Consider the following 21,117-nt stretch of genomic DNA (forward strand, 5'->3'; position numbering starts at 1 on the left):
GCCAAGGGGCTGGCGAAGATCCGGTCGCCGCCGGACTTGGCGGGGGACGCGCTTCCGCCGGATGCCGCCGGCTGGGCTGCGGGCTGGGCTTCGGACTTTGGCGCGGGCTCGGATTTAGGCGCAGGCTCAGCTGCTTCCTTCTTCTCCTCCTTGGGCGCTTCGGCCTTGCTTCCCTGCTTCGGAGAAGCGTCGGCGCCTTCCAGGTCGTCCGCACTCTCCCCCTCTTCCAGCAGCAGCGCGATCACCTCGTTGACCGGCACGCCCTCCGTGCCTTCGGCCACGACGATCTTGCCGAGCGTCCCCTCTTCGACCGCTTCCACCTCCATGGTGGCCTTGTCGGTCTCGATCTCGGCGATCACATCGCCGGAGTTGACCTCGTCGCCTTCCTTGACGAGCCATTTGGCCAGCTTGCCCTCCGTCATGGTGGGCGAAAGTGCCGGCATCAGAACCTGAACGGGCATTTCAATTCCTCCCCGAAGACCGGGTTATCAGTCGCGGTAGCAGACGGCCTTGGCCGCCGCCACGATATGCTCGGCCTGGGGCAGCGCCAGCTTTTCCAGGTTGGCGGCATAGGGCATTGGCACGTCCTTGCCGCAGACCCGCGCCACCGGCGCATCCAGCCAATCGAAGGCCTGCTCCATCATGATCGCGGCCATTTCGGAGCCGATGCCGCAAACGGCCCAGCCCTCTTCGACCGAGACCAGACGGTTGGTCTTCTTCACCGAGTTGATGATTGTTTCGGCGTCCAGCGGGCGCAGCGAACGCAGGTCGATGACCTCCGCGTCAATGCCTTCCTCGGCCAGCTGGGCCGCCGCCTCCAGGGCCATGCCGACGCAGACCGAATAGCCGACCAGCGTCACGTCGCTGCCCTTCTTCACCACCTTCGCCTTGCCGATGGGGACGGTCCAATCGTCGCTCTTCGGCACCTCGAAGGACTGGCCGTAGAGGATTTCGTTCTCCAGGAAGACCACGGGATCCGGATCGCGGATCGCCGCTTTCAGGAGACCCTTCGCATCGGCCGCCGAATAGGGCGCCACCACCTTCAATCCGGGGATATGCGCATACCAGGAAGCATAGTCCTGGGAGTGCTGGGCGGCCACGCGCGAAGCCGCGCCGTTGGGGCCGCGGAACACGATGGGCACATGCACCTGTCCGCCGGACATGTAGAGCTGCTTGGCGGCGGAGTTGATGATGTGGTCGATCGCCTGCATGGCGAAGTTGAAGGTCATGAACTCGACGATGGGCTTCAGCCCGTAATAGGCGGCGCCCGTGCCGAGACCGGCAAAGCCCATCTCGGTGATCGGCGTGTCGATCACGCGCTTGGCGCCGAACTCGTCGAGAAGACCCTGGGTCACTTTGTAGGCGCCCTGATATTCGGCCACCTCCTCGCCCATGACGAAGACCTTGTCGTCGGCCCGCATCTCCTCGGCCATGGCGTCGCGCAGCGCTTCACGGACGGTCAGGGTCTCGGTCTCCCCGGTCCATTCCGGCTCGTCCTGCTCTCCGCTGGACTGCCCGGTGGCGACCGGTTGAGGTACCTCTTCAGGCGCGGCGGCCCGGGCCGGCTGAGACGCGGGAGCCTCTGCCGCTTCGTCGTCGCTCGAATCTCCATTCGAATCGTCAGAGGGGGCCGCCGTGTCGGCGCCCTCCAGCGCGCTCTCGTCCTCGCCTTCTTCGAGCAGCAGGGCGATGGGGCTGTTGACGGCGACACCCTCGGTGCCTTCCTCGACCAGTATCTTGCCGAGCTTGCCTTCCTCGACCGCCTCGACCTCCATGGTGGCCTTGTCGGTCTCGATCTCCGCGATGACGTCGCCGGCGCTTACCTCGTCGCCGACCGACTTCACCCATTTCGCCAGCTTGCCCTCGGTCATCGTGGGCGAAAGTGCCGGCATCAGCACTTGAACGGGCATTTTCTTGCCTCCCTAAAGCGTTTTTTACCGGTCTCGGCGACTCAGAGTTCGAGCGCGTAGACGTCGGTCCAGAGTTCGGAGGGATCCGGCTCGGGACTGTTCTGAGCGAAATCCGCGGCGTCGGAGATGATGTCCTTCACCTCCCGGTCGATCCCCTTCAGCGTGTCCTCGTCGCTCACCTTGTTTTCCAGGATGAGCTTCTTCAACTGATCGATGGGATCGTGCTCGGTGCGCATCTTCTGCACCTCTTCGCGGGTCCGGTACTTGGCCGGGTCCGACATGGAGTGGCCGCGATAGCGGTAGGTCATCATCTCGAGGATGTAGGGACCCTCCCCTTTACGCACCTTCTCGATGATGGCGGCGGTTTCCTCCTGGACCTTGATGACGTCCATGCCGTCGATCTGCTTGCCCGGAATGCCGTAAGCCTCGCCGCGCTTATAGAGCTCGGTCGATGCCGAGGCGCGCTGGACGGAGGTACCCATGCCGTAGCGGTTGTTCTCGATCACGTAGATGACCGGCAGCTTCCAGAGCGCGGCCATGTTGAAGGACTCATAGACCTGTCCCTGGTTCACCGCGCCGTCGCCCAGATAACAGAAGTGGACCGTGTCCTCGCCCAGGTACTTCTGGGCGAAGCCGATGCCCGTGCCGATGGGCACCTGCGCGCCCACGATGCCATGGCCGCCGAAGAACTTCTTCTCCCGGCTGAACATGTGCATGGAGCCGCCCTTGCCCTTGGAGTAACCGTCCTTGCGGCCGGTCAGCTCGGCCATCACGCCCTTTGAGTCCATGCCGCTGGCGAGCATGTGCCCGTGACAGCGGTACGAGGCGACCACGCTGTCCTCGTCCGTCATGTTGGCGTGAATGCCCGTCACCACGGCCTCCTGCCCGATGTACAGGTGACAGAAGCCACCGATCAGGCCCATGCCGTACATCTGGCCCGCCTTCTCTTCGAAGCGGCGGATCAGCAGCATCTCCCGATAGTAGCTGAGCAGCTTTTCAGCGCTGTAGTTGGTGCTGGATGACGTCTTGGATTTGCGGGTGCGCTTGCGCGCGGGGGACTGACTGGCGGAGCTTGAGCTCGCGCTTTTCCTGGTCGCCATGACTCTCCCTGCCTATGGTTGACTGCGCTTGACTGCGCATTGCTGAGGTCAACGATAGGCCCATAACGAGAAAATTGCAACGCGACCTAACGCGTTGCAATTTCTCGATTTTCTTTTATTTAACTTGATATTAGTTCAGGCTGCTCGAAACGGAATTCACGTCGCCGTCGCCCAGATTACCCCTGGTTAATTCCCCCGGGGATTCCCATCGAAACGAACCACGCCGTCGGTCGGCTGCCCGTAGTTCAGCAGCAGTCGCGCGCGCTCGTCGAGAAGATCGAGGTCGAGACTCTCAGGACGCAAACCGGCCACCTTCATCTCCAAGGCGGCGCGCTGTTCGGAAACAGCGGCGGACTGGAGCTCGGCCTGCTGAAGCTCCTTGTTGAGCTTCACATAGGCAAGAAAGCCCCGCTCGCCCTGCACCGCATGGAAGCCGAAGTAGACCACCATGCAGGCCGCGAAGACCTGGAGCGACACGGCGACGCCGCGCTTGCGTATTTCCTGTAGCATCGACATGCCCCTATGGAACCACCAAGCGACTCGGCGCGCAATCTAAAAAATTCAATGATTCCAAGGGGATTCCCGGTGTGACTCAAAAGACTCTATGTTCTCTTTTTGATCACCCTGGCCCAAAGGGCCACCACTATATCTAGTAGCAGTTCGGGAAGCTCGCCAACTAGCCCGCCGTTAACCTTTCCGAAGGTCGGGGCCCGCGTAGCGCGCCGCCGAACCAAGCTGCTCTTCGATACGCAGAAGCTGATTGTACTTGGCCATGCGGTCCGAGCGGGACAGCGAGCCGGTCTTGATCTGGCCGCAGTTGGTCGCGACGGCCAGATCCGCGATGGTGGCGTCCTCGGTCTCGCCCGAGCGGTGGGACATCACGGCGGTGTAGTGCGCCTTGTGAGCGGTCTCCACGGCTTCCAGCGTCTCGGTCAGGGTCCCGATCTGGTTGACCTTCACGAGGATCGAGTTGGCGACGCCCTTCTCAATCCCGTCGCGCAAGCGTGCCGGATTGGTGACGAAGAGATCGTCGCCGACGAGCTGGACCTTGGCGCCGATCTGATCGGTCAGGGTCTTCCAGCCATCCCAGTCGTCCTCCGCCATGCCGTCCTCGATGGATGCGATGGGATAGTTCCCGGCGAGGTGCGCGAGGAAGGCGGCCATCTCACCCCCGTCCATCGTCTTGCCCTCACCCGCCATCTTGTAGGTGCCCTCGTCGTAGAACTCGGTGGCCGCGCAGTCCAGCGCGAGCAGCACCTCCTCGCCCGGTTTGTAACCCGCGGCCTCGATCGCCGACATGATGAAGCCGAGCGCCTCTTCCGAGGACTTGAGGCCCGGCGCGAAGCCGCCCTCGTCCCCGACGTTGGTGTTGTGGCCGCCGTCGCTCAGCTTCTTCTTGAGGCTGTGGAAGACCTCGGCCCCGCAGCGCAGCGCCTCGCGGAAGCTGTCCTGGCCCACGGGCATGATCATGAACTCCTGGAAGTCCAACGCATTGTCGGCATGCGCGCCGCCGTTGATGATGTTCATGAGCGGCACCGGCAAGGTCGAAGCATAAGCCCCACCGACATAGCGGTAGAGCGGCAGCCCAGCCTCCTCCGCCGCCGCCTTGGCCAGCGCCAGACTGACGCCCAGAATCGCGTTCGCGCCCAGGCGGGCCTTGTTGCCGGTGTTGTCCAGATCGATCATCAGGCGGTCGAGCCGGATCTGGTCGTCCGCCTCCATGCCGACCAGCGCCTCATAGAGTTCCGTGTTCACGGCTTCGACGGCCTGGGTCACCCCCTTGCCGAGATAGCGCTTCTTGTCGCCGTCGCGCAGCTCCACGGCTTCATGGGCGCCGGTGGAAGCGCCGGAAGGGACCGCAGCGCGGCCGACCGCACCGCTTTCCAGAACAAGGTCGACCTCGACGGTGGGGTTGCCACGGGAATCGAGGATCTCACGGGCGCGGATGTCGATGATGGCGCTCATCTCTGAAGCAGGCTCCTTGTCGTCCTAGCAGCGAAGGAAAGAAGAGAGCAGAGGAATAGCGCCTCGCCGCGCGAGCGGCAAGCTGAAGCGGCCCCGAAAGGCGGCTGAGTCCAAATCAGATCGAAACGGGATGCGCCTTGGCGACCTTGTCGAGCTCCGCCATGACCGAGAGCATCTCCTTCAACCGGGTCAGCGGAATCATGTTCGGCCCGTCGGAGGGGGCGTTGTCGGGGTCTTGGTGGGTCTCCGCGAAGACCGCGGCGACGCCGACCGCAATGGCGGCGCGGGCCAGGACCGGCGCGAACTCGCGCTGTCCGCCCGAGGAGGTGCCCTGCCCGCCCGGCTGCTGCACCGAGTGGGTCGCATCGAAGACGATGGGACAGCCGGTGTCGCGCGCCATGATGGGCAAACCGCGCATGTCGGAGACCAGGGTGTTGTACCCGAAGGAGGCGCCGCGCTCGGTCAGAAGCACGCGCTCGTTGCCGGCCTCCTTCAGCTTGGCGAACACGTTCTTCATGTCCCAGGGCGCCAGGAACTGGCCCTTCTTCACATTGATCGCGGCACCGGTTTCGGCGGCGGCGATCAAAAGGTCCGTCTGGCGGCAGAGGAAGGCCGGGATCTGGAGCACGTCCACCGCCTCGGCGGCCGGCGCGCACTGCTCGGGCAGGTGCACGTCCGTCAGCGTGGGGCAGCCGGTCGAGGCCCGCACCTCGGCCAGAATCTCCAGCCCCTCCCCGATCCCAACACCGCGCGCGGCCTTGAGGGAGGTCCGGTTCGCCTTGTCGAAGGAGGACTTATAGATGAGCGGGATGCCCAAGGCGTCCGTGATCTCCTTGATCGCCTGGCTGGTCTCCAGCGCATGCTGGCGGCTTTCGATCTGGCAGGGACCGGCGATCAGGGTGAAGGGCCTGTCGTTGGCGACGGTCAGGTCGCCGATGGCGACGCTACGGTTAGGCTCGGACATGGGCTTTGCTGCCTCGATAACGGCGCCCCGGCTACATGAGGCGCGATTGCTCCACCGCCGCCTTCACGAAGGACGTGAAAAGCGGATGCGGGTCGAAGGGTTTCGACTTCAGTTCCGGGTGAAACTGCACGCCGATGAACCAGGGGTGCTCGGCCAATTCCACAATTTCCGGTAGCTCCCCATCTGGGGAGAGGCCGGAAAAGATCAAGCCCGCCTTCTCCAGCGCCTCGCGGAACGCGATGTTGACCTCATAGCGGTGGCGATGGCGCTCCTCGATATGGTCGGCGCCGTAGATCTCGCGCACCTTCGATCCCGGCTTCAGGTTACAGGGATAGGCGCCCAGGCGCATGGTGCCGCCCAGGTCGTCGGCGCTGCCGCGCCTCTCCACCTCGTTGCCGCGCGTCCATTCGGTGAGGAGGCCGACGACGGGCACCTCGGGCTTGCCGAACTCCGAAGAGCCCGCGCCCTTGTATCCGGCCATGTTGCGCGCGGCTTCGATCACCGCCATCTGCATGCCGAAGCAAATCCCGAAATAGGGAACCGCGCGCTCGCGCGCGAAGTTGGCGGCCGCGATCTTGCCTTCGCTGCCGCGCTCGCCGAAGCCGCCCGGCACCAGGATGCCGTGGACGTTCTCCAAGTGCTGGATCGCCCCTTCGGTCTCGAAGATTTCGGAGTCCAACCAATCGATCTTGACCTTGACGTTGTTGGCGATGCCGCCGTGGGTCAGCGCTTCGGCCAGGGACTTATAAGAGTCGATAAGGCTGGTGTACTTGCCGATCACGCCGATGGTCACTTCGCCGTCCGGCTGGCGCACGCGCTCCACCACCTCGTTCCAGACCGTCAGGTCGGGCTCCGCTGTCTCCAGGCCGAAGTGACGGCAGACCTCGGTATCCAGTCCCTCCGCATGATAGGCATGGGGAACCGCGTAGATGGAATCCACGTCCATCGCCTCGATCACGGACTCAGGCCGGATATTGCAGAAGAGAGCGATCTTGCGGCGCTCGCTCTCCGAAATCGGCTCCTCGGTCCGGCAGACCAGGATCTCCGGGCGGATACCGACGGACTGGAGCTCCTTCACCGAGTGCTGGGTCGGCTTGGTCTTAAGCTCTCCCGCCGTCTTGATATAGGGCAGCAGCGTCAGGTGCATGAAGAGCGCGCGCTCTCGGCCAAGCTCGTTGCCGAGCTGACGGATGGCTTCCAGGAACGGCAGTCCCTCGATGTCGCCGACTGTGCCGCCAATCTCGCAAACGATGAAGTCCTCGTCCCCGACATCGCCCAGGACGAACTCCTTGATGGCGTCGGTCACGTGCGGGATGACCTGCACGGTCGCGCCGAGGTAGTCGCCGCGCCGCTCGCGGGCCAGGACCTTGTAGTAGATCTGCCCGGTGGTGACGTTGTCGCTTTTGCGGGAGGGAACGCCGGTGAAGCGCTCGTAGTGGCCCAGGTCCAGATCGGTCTCCGCGCCGTCGTCGGTCACGTAGACCTCACCGTGCTGCGTCGGGCTCATGGTGCCCGGATCGACGTTGAGGTAGGGGTCCAGCTTCCTGAGCCGGACCTTATAGCCGCGGGCCTGGAGCAGAGCGCCGAGCGCCGCTGAACAAAGACCCTTGCCGAGAGAGGAGACCACGCCGCCGGTGATGAAGATGAATCGCGCCATGGATGGACACTATCGGGCCTAACTCCTTTCGGAGCAAGCCTCCCTCTATCGCTCGTTCCTGCCCGCCGTGGAACCCAGAAGGGCCTGCCCCGGCAACCCTATGATTCGCCGCACTTTGGCGGCGTGGCGCGCGCCGAATTCCGAAGCGCACAAAAGAAATCGCGCCGGACCAGGAAGCTCCCGATCCGGCGCGACTCGAGTCGTCCGTTACTGAACCGGCACGCTGGGCGCGCTCGGCTCGCTATCGCTACTGCCGTCCGTGCCCTCTTCGGCCGGGAGCGGCGCCAGGGGCGCGAGCTGCTCGCTGCCGCCCAGGTCGTCAAGAACCGACGAACCGCCTTCACGGTCCACGCCCGAGAGGATCGTGAGCACGACGCTCAGTCCCATGAAGCAGGCTGCGAGAATGGCAGTGGTGCGGGTCAAGAGGTTGGCGGTACCGCGACCGGTGAGGAAACCTCCGCCGCCACCGCCGCCGCCACCGCCGCCGATGCCGAGCGCGCCGCCTTCACTGCGCTGCATCAGCACGACGCCGATCATGGCGAGCGTGACCAACAGAAAGATGACGAGGATGATCGAAAACATGGAGCTTTCCGCTTCCCAGCAAGTCCTTGGCGGGCGCCCGGTTTTCTCTTCCAGGAAAGGCCCGGCTGCCGCCGTTCATTCAACACATGGCTTTCGGGAGGGGTATTTAGACCCTTTGACCCGCTATTGCTAGGGGCAAGCGCGCGCGATCTCCCAAAAATCGTCGGCCTTCAGGCTGGCGCCTCCGACCAGCGCGCCATCGACATCCGCCAGAGCCAACAGCTCCGCGGCATTGTTGGGTTTCACCGAGCCGCCATAAAGGATCAGTGTGGCGGAGGCCTCCTCAGCACCCCGCATCTCCTCCAGGACGCGCCGCAGCTCCGCGTGAACCTCGGCAACGTCGTCAGGGGTCGCGCTCTTTCCCGTTCCGATCGCCCAGACCGGTTCGTAGGCAACGACAGCGGTGCCGCCCTCAGGCAGAGAGCCGCGAAGCTGATCCGCTACGATAGAGAGCGCGCGTCCAGCCTCCCGCTCCTCCAGGCTTTCCCCCAGGCAGACGATGGGCGTCAGGCCCGCGGCCAGCGCGGCCTCCGCCTTCGCCTTGACCAGGGCGTCGCTCTCGTCGTGGTCGGCGCGCCTTTCGGAGTGGCCGACGATCACATGGCTGCACCCCAGGTCCGCCAGCATGGGCGCGGCGATGTCTCCGGTGTGCGCGCCGCCGGGCTCGCTGTGGCAGTCCTGTCCGCCGAGCGCGATGGGGCCGCTGGACAGGACCCCGCCCACGGTCATGATCAGCGTCGCCGGCGGGCAGACCAGAAGGTCGCAATTCGGACTCTCACCCGCCGCCAGGTTGCTCAGGGCGCGCGCAAGCTCCACCCCATCGCCCAGAAGGCCGTTCATCTTCCAATTGCCCGCAATCAGCTTCCGCCTCATCTCGACCCCGTTCTTCACCCGTCAATCGCAAGGCTTGCTGGTAGCACGAAGAGCCCCGGCTTTCCAGGGTCCGAGGGGGGTGGGAAGAGCGCCGCTCTTTGGCGGTTGCCGGGTCTTGAGCGCCTCTCTAAGATGCGCGCCGCGCCGCCCCCTTGGCGGCGCCGTTCGCCGCACCGTTGAAAGAGGTCCCGCGTCAGCCGGGGACCGCCAGGAAGGACCTGAAGAGGCAATCATGCTCAAGACCATGCGCAGCACCGTCGGCAAGATCGTAACGATCGGGCTCTTCGCTCTCCTGATCCTGAGTTTCGCCGTCTGGGGCATCGGCGACATCTTCAGGGGACAGGGTGCGGACAGCGTCGTTGCGAAGGTGGGCGATCGCGAGATCACCGTCGCGGAGTACAGCCGGGTCCTGCAACAGGAGGTCAACCGCACCCAGCAGATGCTGGGCCGTTCGCTGGATGGCGATCAGATCCGCGACTTCGGCGTGGCCGAACGCGCGCTGGAGCGCCTCATCACCCAGACCTCCATCGATCTTCTGAGCGACGATCTCGGCATGACGGTCACCGAGGAGCAGCTGCGCGAATCGATTCGCCAGGACCCCGGTTTCCAAGGGCCCGACGGACAGTTCGATCCCTCCTTGCTGCGCAACGCGCTCTTCGCCAACAACATGAGCGAGTCGATGTTCCTGGGCGTCCTGAGCAAGTCCATCGCGCGCCAGCAGCTTCTGGACGCCGCCTTCGCGGGTCTGGAAGTCCCCGATGCCTTCGCCATGCCGCTTTACGCCTATGAGAATGAAACGCGCGATGCGCGCTACGTGACGCTGTTCCACAGCGCCTTCGCCGACATCGAAGACCCGGAGGAAGTCGCCCTTCAGAGCTTCTATCAGGAGCAGAAGCAGAACTTCATGGCGCCGGAGTACCGCGCCCTGACCGTGGTCCGCATCACCGCCGAAGACCTGATGGACGAGGTCGCGGTCAGCGAGGAGCAACTGCGCGAAGAATACGAGCTGCGCAAATCCAGTTTCGAGGTGCCGGAGACCCGCACCCTGACCCAGGTCGTGTTGTCGGCCGAGGAGGACGCACAGGCGCTCGCCGCCGCCGCGCAGGAAGGCAAGACGCTTGCAGCCGCCGCCGAAGAGCTGGGCCTGCCCGGCCCTGTGGACCTCGGCAGCGTGACCAAGGATGAGCTGCCCGGCGCCGTCGCCGAGACCGCTTTCCAGGGAGAGGCCGGCAGCGTGGTCGGTCCCGCCGCCTCCCCCCTTGGTTTCCACGTCATTCGGATCGACAGCGTGACAGCCGGTTCGCTGCGTACCTTTGAAGAGGTGCGGGACGAACTGACGCGCGAGCTGAAGCGCGGCCAGGCTATCGACAGCCTCGTCACGCTGGCGAACGAGTTCGACGACACTATTGCCGGAGGCGCCTCGCTTGAGGAAGCCGCCGCGGCCTTGGCGCTGCCGATCCAGAGCATCGACGCGGTGGACCGCAGCGGGCGCACGCCCGATGGCGCCCTGGTGGAGGGCCTGGAGCCGCGCGAAGCGATCCTGACGGAGGCCTATCAGCTCGAACCGGGCCTCGAGAGCCTTCTGATCGAGACCGGCGACGACGGCTACTTCATGGTCCGGGTCGACGGCATCACGCCGGAAAGCGAGCGCCCCCTCTCCGAGGTTCGCGACAGCGTGATCCGCCGCTGGAAGCAGGAAGAGCGCGCCCGCCTTGCCGGGGAACTCGCCGAGGCGATCCAGGCCAAGGCCGCCGAGGGTCTGACCCTGGAAGCGGCGATCGAGGCGGTCGAGAAGCCCGAGGGCATGAATCTGGTCGTGGAGACGACAGAGGGCGTTGCCCGCAATGAGCGCGACCAGCAGAAGGTCCCCTCCCCGCAGTTCACCTCCACCCTGTTCCAGATGGAGCCCGAGGAGGTGCGCACCACCGTCGGCCCCCTGGCCGAGATCGTGGTTCGGCTGAGCGCCATCGAGACCCCGGAGCCCTCGGAAGATCAGCAGGCTCTCGACGACCTGCGGGCCGTCACCCTGGGGGCGATGCAGAACGACCTGGGCGCGCAGCTGCTTCAGGCTCTGCGCGAAGAACAGGGCGTCTCCGTGAACCGCCAGCAGATCGACCTGCTGCTCCAGAACTACCTCTAACGCCGTCGCGGCCAGGAAGGCTTGGGCCCTCTCATGCAGACCACGCCAGACTACGAGGCCTTCAAGACCAAGTACCAGGCAGGCGAATCCCAGGTCGTCTCGCTGCGTCTGCTGGCCGACCTTGAAACGCCCGTTTCGGCCTTTCTGAAGCTGACCGACGGGCAGTCCTTCCGCTGCCTCTTCGAATCGGTGGAGGGCGGCACGACCATCGGGCGCTACTCCTTCATCGGCATGAAGCCCGACGTCATCTGGCGCTGCAAAAGCGGCAAGGCGGAAATCAACCGGCAGGCTCTCAGCGACAGCGAGGCCTTCGAGCCCTTGGCGGGCAAGCCGCTGGAGAACCTGCGCGCGCTGATCGCCGAGAGCCGTATCGCGCTGCCGGAGGACTGCCCGCCCATGGCCTCGGCCCTGATCGGTTACTTCGGCTATGACATGATCCGGGAGGTGGAGCGGATCCCGGAAGAGAACCCGGATGTCCTGGAGATTCCCGACTCCCTCTTTCTGCGCCCCACCATCGTCGCGGTCTTCGACCGTCTGGAAGACCAGATCACAGTCTTCACGCCGGTCTTCCCGCGAGACGGGTTGGACGCTCGCTTGGCCTATGAGCGCGCGCTGGAGCGCCTCTCGAAAGTGGCCGAGGACTTCGAGCGTTCGCTGCACGACCGACGCCTGCCGATCGGAACCCAGGCGCAACTTCCCGAACCGCAGTCGAACACCACGCGGGAGGGCTATCACCGCATGGTGGAGAAGGCCAAGGAGTACATCCTGGCCGGCGACATCTTCCAGGTGGTCCCCTCGCAGCGCTTCCGCCTGCCTTTCGAGCTGCCGCCCTTCGCGCTCTACAGGGCGCTGCGCCGCTTGAACCCCTCCCCCTTTCTCTTCTTTCTGGAGATGGGCGAGATGGCCGTGGTGGGCTCCAGCCCCGAGATCCTCGTGCGGCTGCGTCAAGGCGATATCACCATCCGCCCCATAGCCGGGACCCGCAAGCGGGGCGCGACGCCCGAAGAGGACCGCGCGCTGGCCGAAGAGCTTCTGGCCGATCCCAAGGAACTGTCGGAGCATCTGATGCTGCTCGACCTGGGGCGCAACGATGTCGGCCGGGTCGCCGAGATCGGCAGCGTGAAGGTCACCGAGCAGTACACCATAGAGCGCTACAGCCACGTCATGCACATCGTCTCCAACGTGGTGGGCCGCATCCGCGCGGGCTTCGACATGATCGACGCGCTGGCGGCAGGCTTCCCGGCGGGCACCGTTTCCGGCGCGCCCAAGGTCCGCGCCATGGAGATCATCGAGGAGCTGGAGCCCGAGCGACGCGGCATCTACGCCGGCGCGGTCGGTTATCTGGGCGCGGGCGGCGACATGGACACCTGCATCGCGCTGCGCACGGCGCTCATCAAGAAAGAGGTCATGTACGTGCAGGCGGGCGGCGGCGTGGTCGCGGACAGCGACCCGGAAGCGGAGTATCAGGAGAGCTGCAACAAGGCCCGCGCCCTGCTGCGCGCCGCCGAGGAAGCAGTGAATTTCGCGAAGTCCCAGAACTAGAAAGAAGCAGACCTAAGGAGCCCAAACCCAGCCGGGTCAGCCGACCTCGCCGCGCCGCTTCACGATCGCCGTCAGGGGCACGATCACGAAGCCCCGCTCCCGCGCGCTGGGAATCCATTCGCGCAGAACCTCCAGCGTATAGCTCTGCGGATGGCCTATCCCCACGGCATAGCCGCGCCGCTGGGCGATGGTCTCCAACTCCTCAAGCTGCTGCACCACGAAACTGCTGGTCGGCTCGTGGTCCAGGAAGACATCGCGGGCGATAACGGGCAGACCGGCCCGCCGCGCCACCCCGCCCGCCACCGACCGGGCCGAGGTTCGGGAATCCAGGAACAGCAGGCCGCGCTCCTTGAGCGCCGCCATGACGGGCTTCAGCGCCTCGGCATCCTCGGTGTAGCGGCTGCCCATGTGGTTGTTGACGCCGACATAGCCTTCGAAGCGCGCCAGGCCCCAATCCAACCGCCGCTCGATCTCGTTGCGTGACAGCCCCAGCAGCAAGGCGTTCTCGCCCGGATCGTTGTGCGCGATGTCCGAGGGTTCCATGGGGAAATGCACCATCAACTCGTGCCCCCGTTCGCGCGCGGCCTGGGTCATGCGCGGCAGATCGCTGGCATAGGTCATGAAGGCCAGCGTCAAGGGCGGCGGCAGGTCGATAGCTTCCCAGGCAGTGCTGCGATTCACGCCGACATCGTCCAGCACGATTGCGATCCACGGCTTTTCCTGCGGGGCATCGACGGCGACGGCGTTGCGCAGCCAGGTCGCCTGGCGGGCCGGGGCGACCACGGCTTGCGGAACCACCGGCTTCTCCACCTCAGGCGCGAGGACTGCGGGTTCCGGAACGGGCGCGGGAGCTGGCGCTGCAGCCTTCACCTGCGGCAGCACCTCGGGCCGCTGTACGATCTGGGGCTTTGGCTTGGGCGGCTGCGGCACGGGCGAAAGCCGGTAGGCCTCCGGTTCTTCAGCGACGATCTGACGATCTTCCCCGGCCACGGGCTCGCCCGGCGGCGTGTGAGAGAAGTAGAGCCCCAGGATCAGTCCCACCGCGAAAATCCCGAGGGAAACCAGAGCCAACCGCATGGCGCCGACGAAGAAGCGCTGAAGCGAAATACCCGAAGCCGCCGTCTTGCGGCGGCGGCTCTTGCTGCTGGATTTTCGCTTGGCTGCCGGCTTGGCGGTCGAGCGCCTAGAGGCAGGCTTGCTGACTTTCCTCGCCATGGCCGCGCGTGCGCTCCGTCTCCCCCGTCTGAACGTGAAGAGACGCTAGCACAGCGGCCCGGAGTCGCTTTACCGGCTGCGCCCGGCGAGATCCTTCAGGATCGGGCAATCGGGCCGGGCGTCCCCGTGGCAGCGCTCGATCAGTTCGGCGAGCGTCTCCCTCAGGGATTGCAGTTCGGCGATGCGGGCATCGACGTCATCGAGGTGCTCCTGCGCCACGGCCTTTACCTGGGCGGAGGAGCGTTCCCGATCGCGCCAGAGCGTCAGGAGGTCCGCCACCTCCCGCACCCTGAACCCGAGATTGCGGGCCCGTGAGATGAAACGCAGCGTTTCCAGATCGCGCTGGTCATAGTCGCGGTAGCCGGATTCCGTGCGGTCCGCCGGAGCGATCAGGCCGATGCCCTCGTAATAGCGGATGGTTTTCGGCGGAACGCCGGAAGCCTTGGCCACCTCACCGATCTTCATTTCTATTCGTCCTCTTTGGTCATGCGGCCGGCAAAGCGCCTCAAGAGAAGCGAGTTGGAGACCACGCAAACCGAGCTTAACGCCATGGCGGCCCCGGCGAAAACCGGGTTCAGGTACCCAAGCGCCGCAAGCGGCAGCCCAACGACGTTATAGATGAAGGCCCAGAAGAGGTTCTGTTTGATCTTGCGGTAGGTCGCCTCGGCCAAGCCGAGAGCGTCGGCCACCAGGCGCGGGTCTTCGCGCATCAGGGTGATCCCGGCGGCCTCCACCGCGGCCTCGGTCCCCTTGCCCATGGCGATGCCAAGGTCGGCAGCCGCCAGCGCGGGCGCGTCGTTGACGCCGTCGCCCACCATGGCGATCACCTTACCGCTCTTGGAAAAGCCTTCGATGATCTCCAGCTTCTGATCGGGCAGCAGCTCGGCCCGCAGCTCATCGAGCGCCAGGCCTTCAGCCATGCCGCGCGCCGCCTCTTCGCTGTCGCCGGAGATCATGAGCGTGCTGCGGCCTTGTTCCTTGAGGCGTTCAAGGCCCCGCTTGGCCGTGTCCCGCAAGGCGTCGCCCAGGCCCATGACTCCCAGAAGCGGCCCGCCTTCCTCAGCCACCCAAACCAGGCTCTGGCCCGCCTGCTCTGCCCGTTTGCCTTCCTGCTCGAGCGGCGAGACGTCAATGGAACGCTCCGTCATCAGGCGCTTGCTGCCGATCAAGAGCCTGCGGTCTTCGACCTGCGCCGAGAGGCCCCGGCCCGCCAGCACCTTTTGCTCCTGCGGCTCGACCGTCGAAAGGTCACGTTCCTCGGCTGCGGCAATGATCGCGCGCGCCAGGGGATGGCTGCTGCCGGACTGGGCCGAGGCCGTCAGGCGCAGCAACTCGTCTTCGCTGAGACCCTCGGCCACCGCCACGCTGCGCACCTGCGGCGCGCCCTTGGTGAGCGTACCGGTCTTGTCGAAGGCCACGACCTCTACCTTGCGGGCCATCTCCAGCGCGGCTGCGTCCCGGATCAGGATGCCGTGACGGGCCGCCAGACCGGTCCCGACCATGATCGCCGTCGGCGTCGCCAGGCCAAGCGCGCAGGGACAGGCGATGACCAGGACGGAGACGGCGTTGATGACGGCTTCGCTGGCGGAGGCTCCCGCAAGCAGCCAGCCGCCCAAGGTGACGAGGCTGAACACCAGCACCGCCGGGACGAAGACCGACGCGATGCGGTCCACGAGACGCTGCACCGGAGCCTTGGAGCCCTGAGCGCGCTCCACCAAGTCCATCAGGCGGTCAAGCTGCGTTCCTTCACCGGCGGCCGTCACCTGCACCCGAAGCCGCCCGTCGCCGTTCAGCGAGCCCCCGACCACCTTGTCGTCGCGGCCCTTGGGCACGGCGCGGCTTTCACCTGTCAGGAGCGACTCGTCCGCCTGGCTCTCGCCCTCCAGCACGACCCCGTCGACCGGAAAGCGCTCACCGGGGGAGACAATGACGACCTCTCCCTTCTGCAGGGCATCGAGGGAGACGGTCTCCAGTTTTCCGTCGCGCTCGACCCGCGCCTTCTCGGGCCGCAGGGATGCGAGAGCCTTCAGTGCGGAGCCCGCCGCCAGGCGCGCCTTGTCTTCAAGCATCCGGCCCAAAAGGACCAGGGTTATGACAGCCGCCGATGCCTCGAAATAAAGCTCCACGCCCCCGGCGCTCCAGGGGTCGGCGGCGCCCAAGGTAAGGGCCAGTGAAAGGCCGTAGGCGGCAGAGGTGCCGACCACGACCAGACTGTCCATGTTGAATTCGCCGTGGCGGATCGCGATCAGCGCCGGGCGGTAGAAGCGCCAGCCCGCAACGAACTGCACCGGGGTCGCCAGCAGCAACTGCACCATCGGCGGCAGCATGGCCTCGATCCCGAACCAGCCGAGCAGCATGGGCACGATCAGCGGCAGGGTCAGGAGAATGGAGAGGGCGAGAATCAGGATCGCAGCCGTTGAAAGCCGCGCCGGTTCCGGGTGGTGGTGGCCGACCTCGTGACCTCGCCTTTCGGCATGATAGCCGACATTGGCGACCGCCTCTTCAAGACCCGCGATCGCCGTCTCGTCCAGCAGGCTTACGCGCGCCGAACGGCTCGCCAGGTTGACCTCGGCCGTTTCCACGCCGGGAACCGAACGCAGGGCCTTCTCGACCCGCGAGACGCAGCCCGCACAGGTCATGCCCTCGATATCGAGGGTGACATCGCTGTGGCCCTTCTCGTGGGCCGCCTCGTGACCCATCTCGTGGGCCACCTCGTGGGCCTTGGAATGCTTCGTGCTCATAGACAATCGCTGTCCTTAATGCATTGCTGTTGTTCTCTCGTCATTCGGATATGGGGGTTCCAGTAACTGGAAGGTCAAGGGGCGCTTTTCAGCAGCGACAACGGCCTGCTATAACCTTCGTCTCGCTGCCAGGAGCGCAGCATGAATAAACCCTTTTAAGGCCCTGACATGTTTGCGTTAATCGACAACTACGACTCCTTCACCTACAACCTCTACCACTTCCTGGGCGAGCTGGGAGCGGAGGTGAAGGTCTGGCGCAACGACGCCATCACTGTCGATGAACTGCTGGCCATGAACCCACAGGGGGTCATCCTTTCGCCCGGTCCTTGCGACCCGGATCAGGCGGGCATCTGCCTGGAAATGGTCGAGCGCGGCGCGGGACGCCTGCCGATACTGGGGGTCTGTCTCGGCCATCAGGCCATCGGCCAGGCCTTCGGCGGCAAGGTCGTGCGCGGCCCGAAGCCCATGCACGGCAAGGTCTCCGAAGTCTCACACAAAGGCGCCGGCGTCTTCGAGGGCTTGCCCAACAACTTCGAGGCGACCCGCTATCACTCGCTGGTGGTGGCGCGCGAGGGGCTGCCGGACTGCCTGGAGGTGACCGCCGAGACCGCCGACGGCATGATCATGGGGATGCAGCACCGCGAGCACCCGGTGCACGGCGTGCAGTTCCACCCGGAATCCATCGCCTCCCAGCACGGCCACAAGTTGCTTGGAAACTTCCTGCGGCTGGCGGGGCACAACGCAACCCGCGCGGTCGCCTAAGGCCGCGGACAGCAAGCGCAAGAAGGCGGAGCCTCCATGACCGACGACACTCTCGACCTGAAGCCGCTTATCGCCAAGGTGGCTGGGGCCCAATCGCTGGACGCGGCTGAAGCCGAGCGCGCCTTTGACATCATGATGTCCGGCAAGGCCACGCCGACCCAGATCGGCGGGTTCCTGATGGCGCTGCGCGTGCGCGGCGAGACAGTCGAGGAGATCACCGGCGCGGCGCGCGCCATGCGGGCGAAGATGGAGAAGGTGAAAGCGCCCGCCGGCGCGATAGACACCTGCGGCACCGGCGGCGACGGGGTCGGCACCCTCAACATCTCCACCGCCGTCGCGCTGGTCGTCGCCGCCTGCGGCGTGCCGGTGGCCAAGCACGGCAACCGCGCCGCCTCCTCCAAGAGTGGCGCCGCCGATGTGCTGCAAGCCCTCGGGGTTAACCTGGATGCGGAGAAAGCCCAGGTCGAGCGCACTCTGGCCGAAGTGGGCACGGCCTTCCTGATCGCGCCGCGCTATCACAGCGCCATGCGCCACGTGGGTCCCTCGCGCATGGAGTTGGGGACCCGCACGATCTTCAATCTGCTGGGGCCGCTCTGCAATCCAGCCGGGGTCAAGCGTCAGGTGATGGGGGTCTTCTCCGACGCCTGGCTTGAGCCCCTCGCCCAGGTCCTGGGCGACCTCGGCTCCGAGCGGGCCTGGCTGGTGCATGGCGATCCCGGATTGGACGAGATCTCCATCACCGGCCCCACGAAGGTCGCGGAGTTAAAGGACGGTAAGGTGACCAGCTTTGAGATCACGCCCGAGGACGCCGGCCTGCCGCGCCACGAGCTGAGCTCGATCCTGGGCGGCAGCGGCGAGGAGAACGCAGAGGCGCTGAAGGCGCTGCTGAATGGGGCCGAGGGCGGCTATCGTGATATCGTCCTGATGGGCTCCGCCGCCGCGCTTCTCGTCGCGGAAAAGGCGGGCGATCTCAAGGAGGGCGCGGCCCAGGCCGCCGCCGCCATCGACGAAGGGCGCGCCCGCGAGGTGCTGCAGCGGATGGTCGCGATCAGCAACGAAGGGACGGGAACGGGAGCATGAGCGACGTTCTGGAACGCATCTGCGAGGACAAGCGCACCCACATCGCCGCGAAGAAGGCCTCAATCTCGCTCGCGGAGTTGGAGGCGCGCGCCAAGCAGGCCGACGCGCCGCGCGGCTTTCACGCAGCCTTGGCCGAGGCCGCGCGAACCCGCGGATACGGTCTTATCTGCGAGATCAAGAAGGCGTCCCCCTCCAAGGGGCTGATTCGCGAGGACTTCGACCCACCGTCCCTGGCCCGCGCCTATGAGGCCGGAGGCGCGAGCTGCCTTTCGGTGCTGACCGACGAGAAGTACTTCCAGGGCGACGACCGCTATCTTCAAGCCGCGCGCAAGGCCGTCGCCCTGCCCGCTTTGCGCAAGGACTTCATGCTGGAGCCGTATCAGGTGGTGGAAAGCCGCGCGCTAAGCGCCGACTGCATCCTGCTGATCATGGCGGCGCTGGAGGATGCCCAGGCAGCAGAACTGGAAGCCGCCGCGCTTGAGTGGGGCATGGACGTTCTGATCGAGGTGCACGACGGGGAAGAGTTGGATCGCGCTCTAAAGCTCCGATCCCCAATGATCGGCATAAATAATCGTAATCTCAAAACGTTAGAGGTCGATCTTCAGACCACGGAGCGGCTTGCGGGCCGCGTTCCCGATGACCGTCTGCTGATCGCCGAGAGCGGGCTCTACGCGCGTCCGGACCTGGAGCGCATGCGCCGCGTCGGGGCCGAGGCCTTCCTGATCGGCGAATCGCTGATGCGCCAGCCCGACGTGGCGGAGGCGACCCGCGCGCTGCTGCCCGATGCGGCGGGCGGCAGCGCCTCTCTGCAAAGCGCCTGAGGGAGTGGACCGATGGGCGACTTCACGCACTTCGACGAAAGCGGCAAGGCCGTGATGGTGGACGTCTCCGGCAAGGGCGAGACCGAGCGGGTCGCCGTTGCGGGCGGGCGTGTCGAGCTGTCGGAGGAGACGGCCCGGCTCATCGCATCCGGCGGCATGAAGAAGGGCGACGTGCTTTCCGTGGCGCGGCTGGCCGGGATCATGGGCGCAAAGCGCACACCCGACCTGATCCCGCTCTGCCATCCCCTCTCCCTCTCCTCGGTCAAGGTGGAGCTTTCGCTGGACGAGGCGGCAAGCGCCGTGGACATCAAGGCCACCTGCAAGCTGATTGGGCGGACAGGCGTGGAGATGGAGGCGCTCACCGCCGTCTCGGTTGCGGCGCTTACGGTCTACGACATGTGCAAGGCGGTCGATAAGGGCATGCGCATCACCGATATCCGCCTCTTGCACAAGTCGGGCGGCAAGTCCGGCACCTACGAGGCCAAGTGATGCTGCCGGTAGCAGAGGCCCGCGCGCGCATCCTCGAAGCCTTCAGCCCGCTCGCCCCGGAGACGCTGTCGCTGGCCCAGGCCGGCGGGCGCGTGCTGGCCGAGGACCTCGCCTCCCACCGCACCCAGCCACCCAAGGACATGTCCGCCATGGACGGCTTCGCCATGAAGGCCGTGGACCTCGAACAGGCTCCGGTTACGCTCACCGTGGTGGCGGAGGTCCCGGCGGGCAGCTCCTACGACCGGCCGCTGAAGGCCGGAGAGGCCGTCCGGATCTTCACCGGCGCTCCCCTCCCGGACGGCGCCGACTGCATCGTGATCCAGGAGGACGCCGAGTTGGACGGGGACAAGGTTTCCGTCGCCCAGCCGGTCGGCAAGGGCAACTATGTCCGCCCCGCCGGACTGGACTTCAAGGAAGGCGACGTGAAGCTGACGGCGGGAACCCGCCTCAGCGCCCGGGATATCGGTCTGGCGGCGGCCATGAACCGCCCCTGGCTGAAACTGCGCCGCAAGCCGCGAATCGCCTTGCTCGCGACCGGCGACGAGATCGTCATGCCGGGCGAGGCCATCGGACCCAACCAGATCGTCAGCTCCAACGTCCTGGCCCTGGCCGCCCTGATCGAGGAAGCGGGCGGAGAGCCGGTCAACCTCGGCATCGCCCCCGACCGGGAGGATGCGCTGGTCGCGCTGCTGGAAGGCGCGCGCGGCTGCGACCTGCTGGTCACCACCGGCGGCGCCTCGGTCGGCAAGCACGACATTGTGCAGGGCGCCCTCTCCTCGCGCGGGCTGGAACTGGACTTCTGGAAGATCGCGATGCGGCCCGGAAAGCCGTTGATGTTCGGACGCTGGGCCGAATTGCCGGTGCTGGGACTGCCCGGAAACCCGGTGTCGAGCCTGGTCTGTTCCTACCTCTTCCTGCTGCCGATCATGGCGAAACTTCTGGATTGCCCGGCGCTTGCGCCAGAACCCCGCAGCGCCCGCCTTGGAAAGGGCCTGCCGGAGAACGACCGGCGGGAGGATTACCTGCGGGCCCGTCTGGAATCGGATGATCAGGGACTGCTGACCGCCTTCGCCTTCTCCCGGCAGGACTCCTCCATGCTGGCGACGCTGAAGGACGCGGACGCGCTGCTGATCCGTCCCCCGCACGCCCCCGCCGCCGACGCGGGCGAGCCTTGTCAGGTCATCCCGCTGAGGGGGATCGGCGGGCGTGCGCTCTGACCAGACGGCCGAATGATCCTTTGCCGAAAAGCGCTTGACCATCAGAAGGAACTAAACTA

At 65.8% G+C, this 21,117-nt stretch carries 19 protein-coding genes; 7 read left to right on the top strand and 12 right to left on the bottom strand.

Going from position 1 to position 21,117, the window contains the following annotated elements; all coding sequences use genetic code 11:
* From P8X75_01685 to tpiA, 9 genes are all read right to left on the bottom strand, one after another.
* A partial coding sequence (locus P8X75_01685; protein ID MEJ1993910.1) for a biotin/lipoyl-binding protein occupies nucleotides 1-461 on the bottom strand: 461 nt, incomplete at its 3' end.
* A 27-nt stretch (nucleotides 462-488) separates the two neighbouring features.
* Nucleotides 489-1,910 carry a pyruvate dehydrogenase complex E1 component subunit beta gene (locus P8X75_01690; GenBank protein MEJ1993911.1) on the bottom strand — a complete coding sequence of 474 codons (1,422 nt, stop codon included), beginning with the start codon at nucleotides 1,908-1,910 and terminating at the stop codon, nucleotides 489-491.
* A 41-nt stretch (nucleotides 1,911-1,951) separates the two neighbouring features.
* Nucleotides 1,952-3,010 carry a pyruvate dehydrogenase (acetyl-transferring) E1 component subunit alpha gene (gene pdhA, locus P8X75_01695; protein MEJ1993912.1) on the bottom strand — a complete coding sequence of 353 codons (1,059 nt, stop codon included), beginning with the start codon at nucleotides 3,008-3,010 and terminating at the stop codon, nucleotides 1,952-1,954.
* 186 nt (nucleotides 3,011-3,196) lie between these two features.
* Nucleotides 3,197-3,520 (bottom strand): septum formation initiator family protein, encoded by a 324-nt coding sequence (locus tag P8X75_01700; protein ID MEJ1993913.1) that lies wholly within the window; start codon nucleotides 3,518-3,520, stop codon nucleotides 3,197-3,199.
* A 177-nt stretch (nucleotides 3,521-3,697) separates the two neighbouring features.
* Nucleotides 3,698-4,975: a phosphopyruvate hydratase gene (eno, locus tag P8X75_01705; protein MEJ1993914.1), complete on the bottom strand. Its 1,278-nt coding sequence runs from the start codon at nucleotides 4,973-4,975 to the stop codon at nucleotides 3,698-3,700.
* A gap of 115 nt (nucleotides 4,976-5,090) precedes the next feature.
* Entirely contained in the window at nucleotides 5,091-5,939 is an 849-nt protein-coding gene (gene kdsA, locus P8X75_01710) for a 3-deoxy-8-phosphooctulonate synthase (GenBank protein ID MEJ1993915.1), read from the bottom strand.
* Nucleotides 5,940-5,970: 31 nt separating this feature from the next.
* Complete coding sequence (locus tag P8X75_01715) at nucleotides 5,971-7,596, bottom strand: CTP synthase (GenBank protein MEJ1993916.1); 1,626 nt, start codon at nucleotides 7,594-7,596, stop codon at nucleotides 5,971-5,973.
* Between the two features lie 207 nt (nucleotides 7,597-7,803).
* Nucleotides 7,804-8,178 (bottom strand): preprotein translocase subunit SecG, encoded by a 375-nt coding sequence (gene secG / locus P8X75_01720; GenBank protein ID MEJ1993917.1) that lies wholly within the window; start codon nucleotides 8,176-8,178, stop codon nucleotides 7,804-7,806.
* Nucleotides 8,179-8,307: 129 nt separating this feature from the next.
* Nucleotides 8,308-9,051, bottom strand: coding sequence for a triose-phosphate isomerase (tpiA, locus tag P8X75_01725; GenBank protein ID MEJ1993918.1), 744 nt, complete (start codon nucleotides 9,049-9,051; stop codon nucleotides 8,308-8,310).
* A gap of 232 nt (nucleotides 9,052-9,283) precedes the next feature.
* On the opposite strand from tpiA, the gene P8X75_01730 reads away from it, so the two are divergent.
* The gene (locus P8X75_01730) at nucleotides 9,284-11,191 is read left to right on the top strand and encodes a SurA N-terminal domain-containing protein (protein ID MEJ1993919.1); all 1,908 of its coding nucleotides are present in this window, start codon (nucleotides 9,284-9,286) and stop codon (nucleotides 11,189-11,191) included.
* A 33-nt stretch (nucleotides 11,192-11,224) separates the two neighbouring features.
* Entirely contained in the window at nucleotides 11,225-12,733 is a 1,509-nt protein-coding gene (trpE, locus tag P8X75_01735; GenBank protein ID MEJ1993920.1) for an anthranilate synthase component I, read from the top strand.
* Between the two features lie 36 nt (nucleotides 12,734-12,769).
* On the opposite strand, the gene P8X75_01740 is transcribed toward trpE, so the two are convergent.
* The 3 genes from P8X75_01740 to P8X75_01750 all read right to left on the bottom strand — a co-directional run bounded on the left by P8X75_01740 (nucleotide 12,770) and on the right by P8X75_01750 (nucleotide 16,689).
* Nucleotides 12,770-13,948, bottom strand: a complete 1,179-nt coding sequence (locus P8X75_01740) for a divergent polysaccharide deacetylase family protein (protein ID MEJ1993921.1) — start codon at nucleotides 13,946-13,948, stop codon at nucleotides 12,770-12,772.
* 69 nt (nucleotides 13,949-14,017) lie between these two features.
* Nucleotides 14,018-14,413: a Cu(I)-responsive transcriptional regulator gene (gene cueR / locus P8X75_01745; protein ID MEJ1993922.1), complete on the bottom strand. Its 396-nt coding sequence runs from the start codon at nucleotides 14,411-14,413 to the stop codon at nucleotides 14,018-14,020.
* Nucleotides 14,414-14,415: 2 nt separating this feature from the next.
* Nucleotides 14,416-16,689 carry a heavy metal translocating P-type ATPase gene (locus P8X75_01750; GenBank protein ID MEJ1993923.1) on the bottom strand — a complete coding sequence of 758 codons (2,274 nt, stop codon included), beginning with the start codon at nucleotides 16,687-16,689 and terminating at the stop codon, nucleotides 14,416-14,418.
* Between the two features lie 168 nt (nucleotides 16,690-16,857).
* On the opposite strand from P8X75_01750, the gene P8X75_01755 reads away from it, so the two are divergent.
* From P8X75_01755 to P8X75_01775, 5 genes are read left to right on the top strand one after another with little or no spacing between them, the layout of a single operon-like run.
* On the top strand, nucleotides 16,858-17,451 hold the full coding sequence (locus P8X75_01755) for an aminodeoxychorismate/anthranilate synthase component II (GenBank protein ID MEJ1993924.1): 594 nt from the start codon (nucleotides 16,858-16,860) through the stop codon (nucleotides 17,449-17,451).
* A 36-nt stretch (nucleotides 17,452-17,487) separates the two neighbouring features.
* Nucleotides 17,488-18,531, top strand: coding sequence for an anthranilate phosphoribosyltransferase (gene trpD, locus P8X75_01760; protein MEJ1993925.1), 1,044 nt, complete (start codon nucleotides 17,488-17,490; stop codon nucleotides 18,529-18,531).
* Complete coding sequence (gene trpC, locus P8X75_01765; GenBank protein MEJ1993926.1) at nucleotides 18,528-19,352, top strand: indole-3-glycerol phosphate synthase TrpC; 825 nt, start codon at nucleotides 18,528-18,530, stop codon at nucleotides 19,350-19,352. The genes trpD and trpC overlap by 4 nt, the downstream gene beginning before the upstream one ends.
* A 12-nt stretch (nucleotides 19,353-19,364) precedes the next feature.
* Nucleotides 19,365-19,841 carry a cyclic pyranopterin monophosphate synthase MoaC gene (gene moaC / locus P8X75_01770; GenBank protein MEJ1993927.1) on the top strand — a complete coding sequence of 159 codons (477 nt, stop codon included), beginning with the start codon at nucleotides 19,365-19,367 and terminating at the stop codon, nucleotides 19,839-19,841.
* The gene (locus P8X75_01775; protein ID MEJ1993928.1) at nucleotides 19,841-21,058 is read left to right on the top strand and encodes a molybdopterin molybdotransferase MoeA; all 1,218 of its coding nucleotides are present in this window, start codon (nucleotides 19,841-19,843) and stop codon (nucleotides 21,056-21,058) included. Before moaC ends, P8X75_01775 begins: the two co-directional genes overlap by 1 nt.
* Nucleotides 21,059-21,117: the final 59 nt, after the last annotated feature.

This window comes from Limibacillus sp. (genome assembly GCA_037379885.1).
Lineage (GTDB): Bacteria > Pseudomonadota > Alphaproteobacteria > Kiloniellales > CECT-8803 > JARRJC01.

Bases quoted from the DNA above. Each gene is read 5' to 3' on its own strand.
- P8X75_01690 (MEJ1993911.1), bottom strand. From the start codon at position 1,910: ATGCCCGTTCAAGTGCTGATGCCGGCACTTTCGCCCACGATGACCGAG.
- pdhA (MEJ1993912.1), bottom strand. From the start codon at position 3,010: ATGGCGACCAGGAAAAGCGCGAGCTCAAGCTCCGCCAGTCAGTCCCCC.
- P8X75_01700 (MEJ1993913.1), bottom strand. From the start codon at position 3,520: ATGCTACAGGAAATACGCAAGCGCGGCGTCGCCGTGTCGCTCCAGGTC.
- eno (MEJ1993914.1), bottom strand. From the start codon at position 4,975: ATGAGCGCCATCATCGACATCCGCGCCCGTGAGATCCTCGATTCCCGT.
- kdsA (MEJ1993915.1), bottom strand. From the start codon at position 5,939: ATGTCCGAGCCTAACCGTAGCGTCGCCATCGGCGACCTGACCGTCGCC.
- P8X75_01715 (MEJ1993916.1), bottom strand. From the start codon at position 7,596: ATGGCGCGATTCATCTTCATCACCGGCGGCGTGGTCTCCTCTCTCGGC.
- secG (MEJ1993917.1), bottom strand. From the start codon at position 8,178: ATGTTTTCGATCATCCTCGTCATCTTTCTGTTGGTCACGCTCGCCATG.
- tpiA (MEJ1993918.1), bottom strand. From the start codon at position 9,051: ATGAGGCGGAAGCTGATTGCGGGCAATTGGAAGATGAACGGCCTTCTG.
- P8X75_01730 (MEJ1993919.1), top strand. From the start codon at position 9,284: ATGCTCAAGACCATGCGCAGCACCGTCGGCAAGATCGTAACGATCGGG.
- trpE (MEJ1993920.1), top strand. From the start codon at position 11,225: ATGCAGACCACGCCAGACTACGAGGCCTTCAAGACCAAGTACCAGGCA.
- P8X75_01740 (MEJ1993921.1), bottom strand. From the start codon at position 13,948: ATGGCGAGGAAAGTCAGCAAGCCTGCCTCTAGGCGCTCGACCGCCAAG.
- cueR (MEJ1993922.1), bottom strand. From the start codon at position 14,413: ATGAAGATCGGTGAGGTGGCCAAGGCTTCCGGCGTTCCGCCGAAAACC.
- P8X75_01750 (MEJ1993923.1), bottom strand. From the start codon at position 16,689: ATGAGCACGAAGCATTCCAAGGCCCACGAGGTGGCCCACGAGATGGGT.
- P8X75_01755 (MEJ1993924.1), top strand. From the start codon at position 16,858: ATGTTTGCGTTAATCGACAACTACGACTCCTTCACCTACAACCTCTAC.
- trpD (MEJ1993925.1), top strand. From the start codon at position 17,488: ATGACCGACGACACTCTCGACCTGAAGCCGCTTATCGCCAAGGTGGCT.
- trpC (MEJ1993926.1), top strand. From the start codon at position 18,528: ATGAGCGACGTTCTGGAACGCATCTGCGAGGACAAGCGCACCCACATC.
- moaC (MEJ1993927.1), top strand. From the start codon at position 19,365: ATGGGCGACTTCACGCACTTCGACGAAAGCGGCAAGGCCGTGATGGTG.
- P8X75_01775 (MEJ1993928.1), top strand. From the start codon at position 19,841: ATGCTGCCGGTAGCAGAGGCCCGCGCGCGCATCCTCGAAGCCTTCAGC.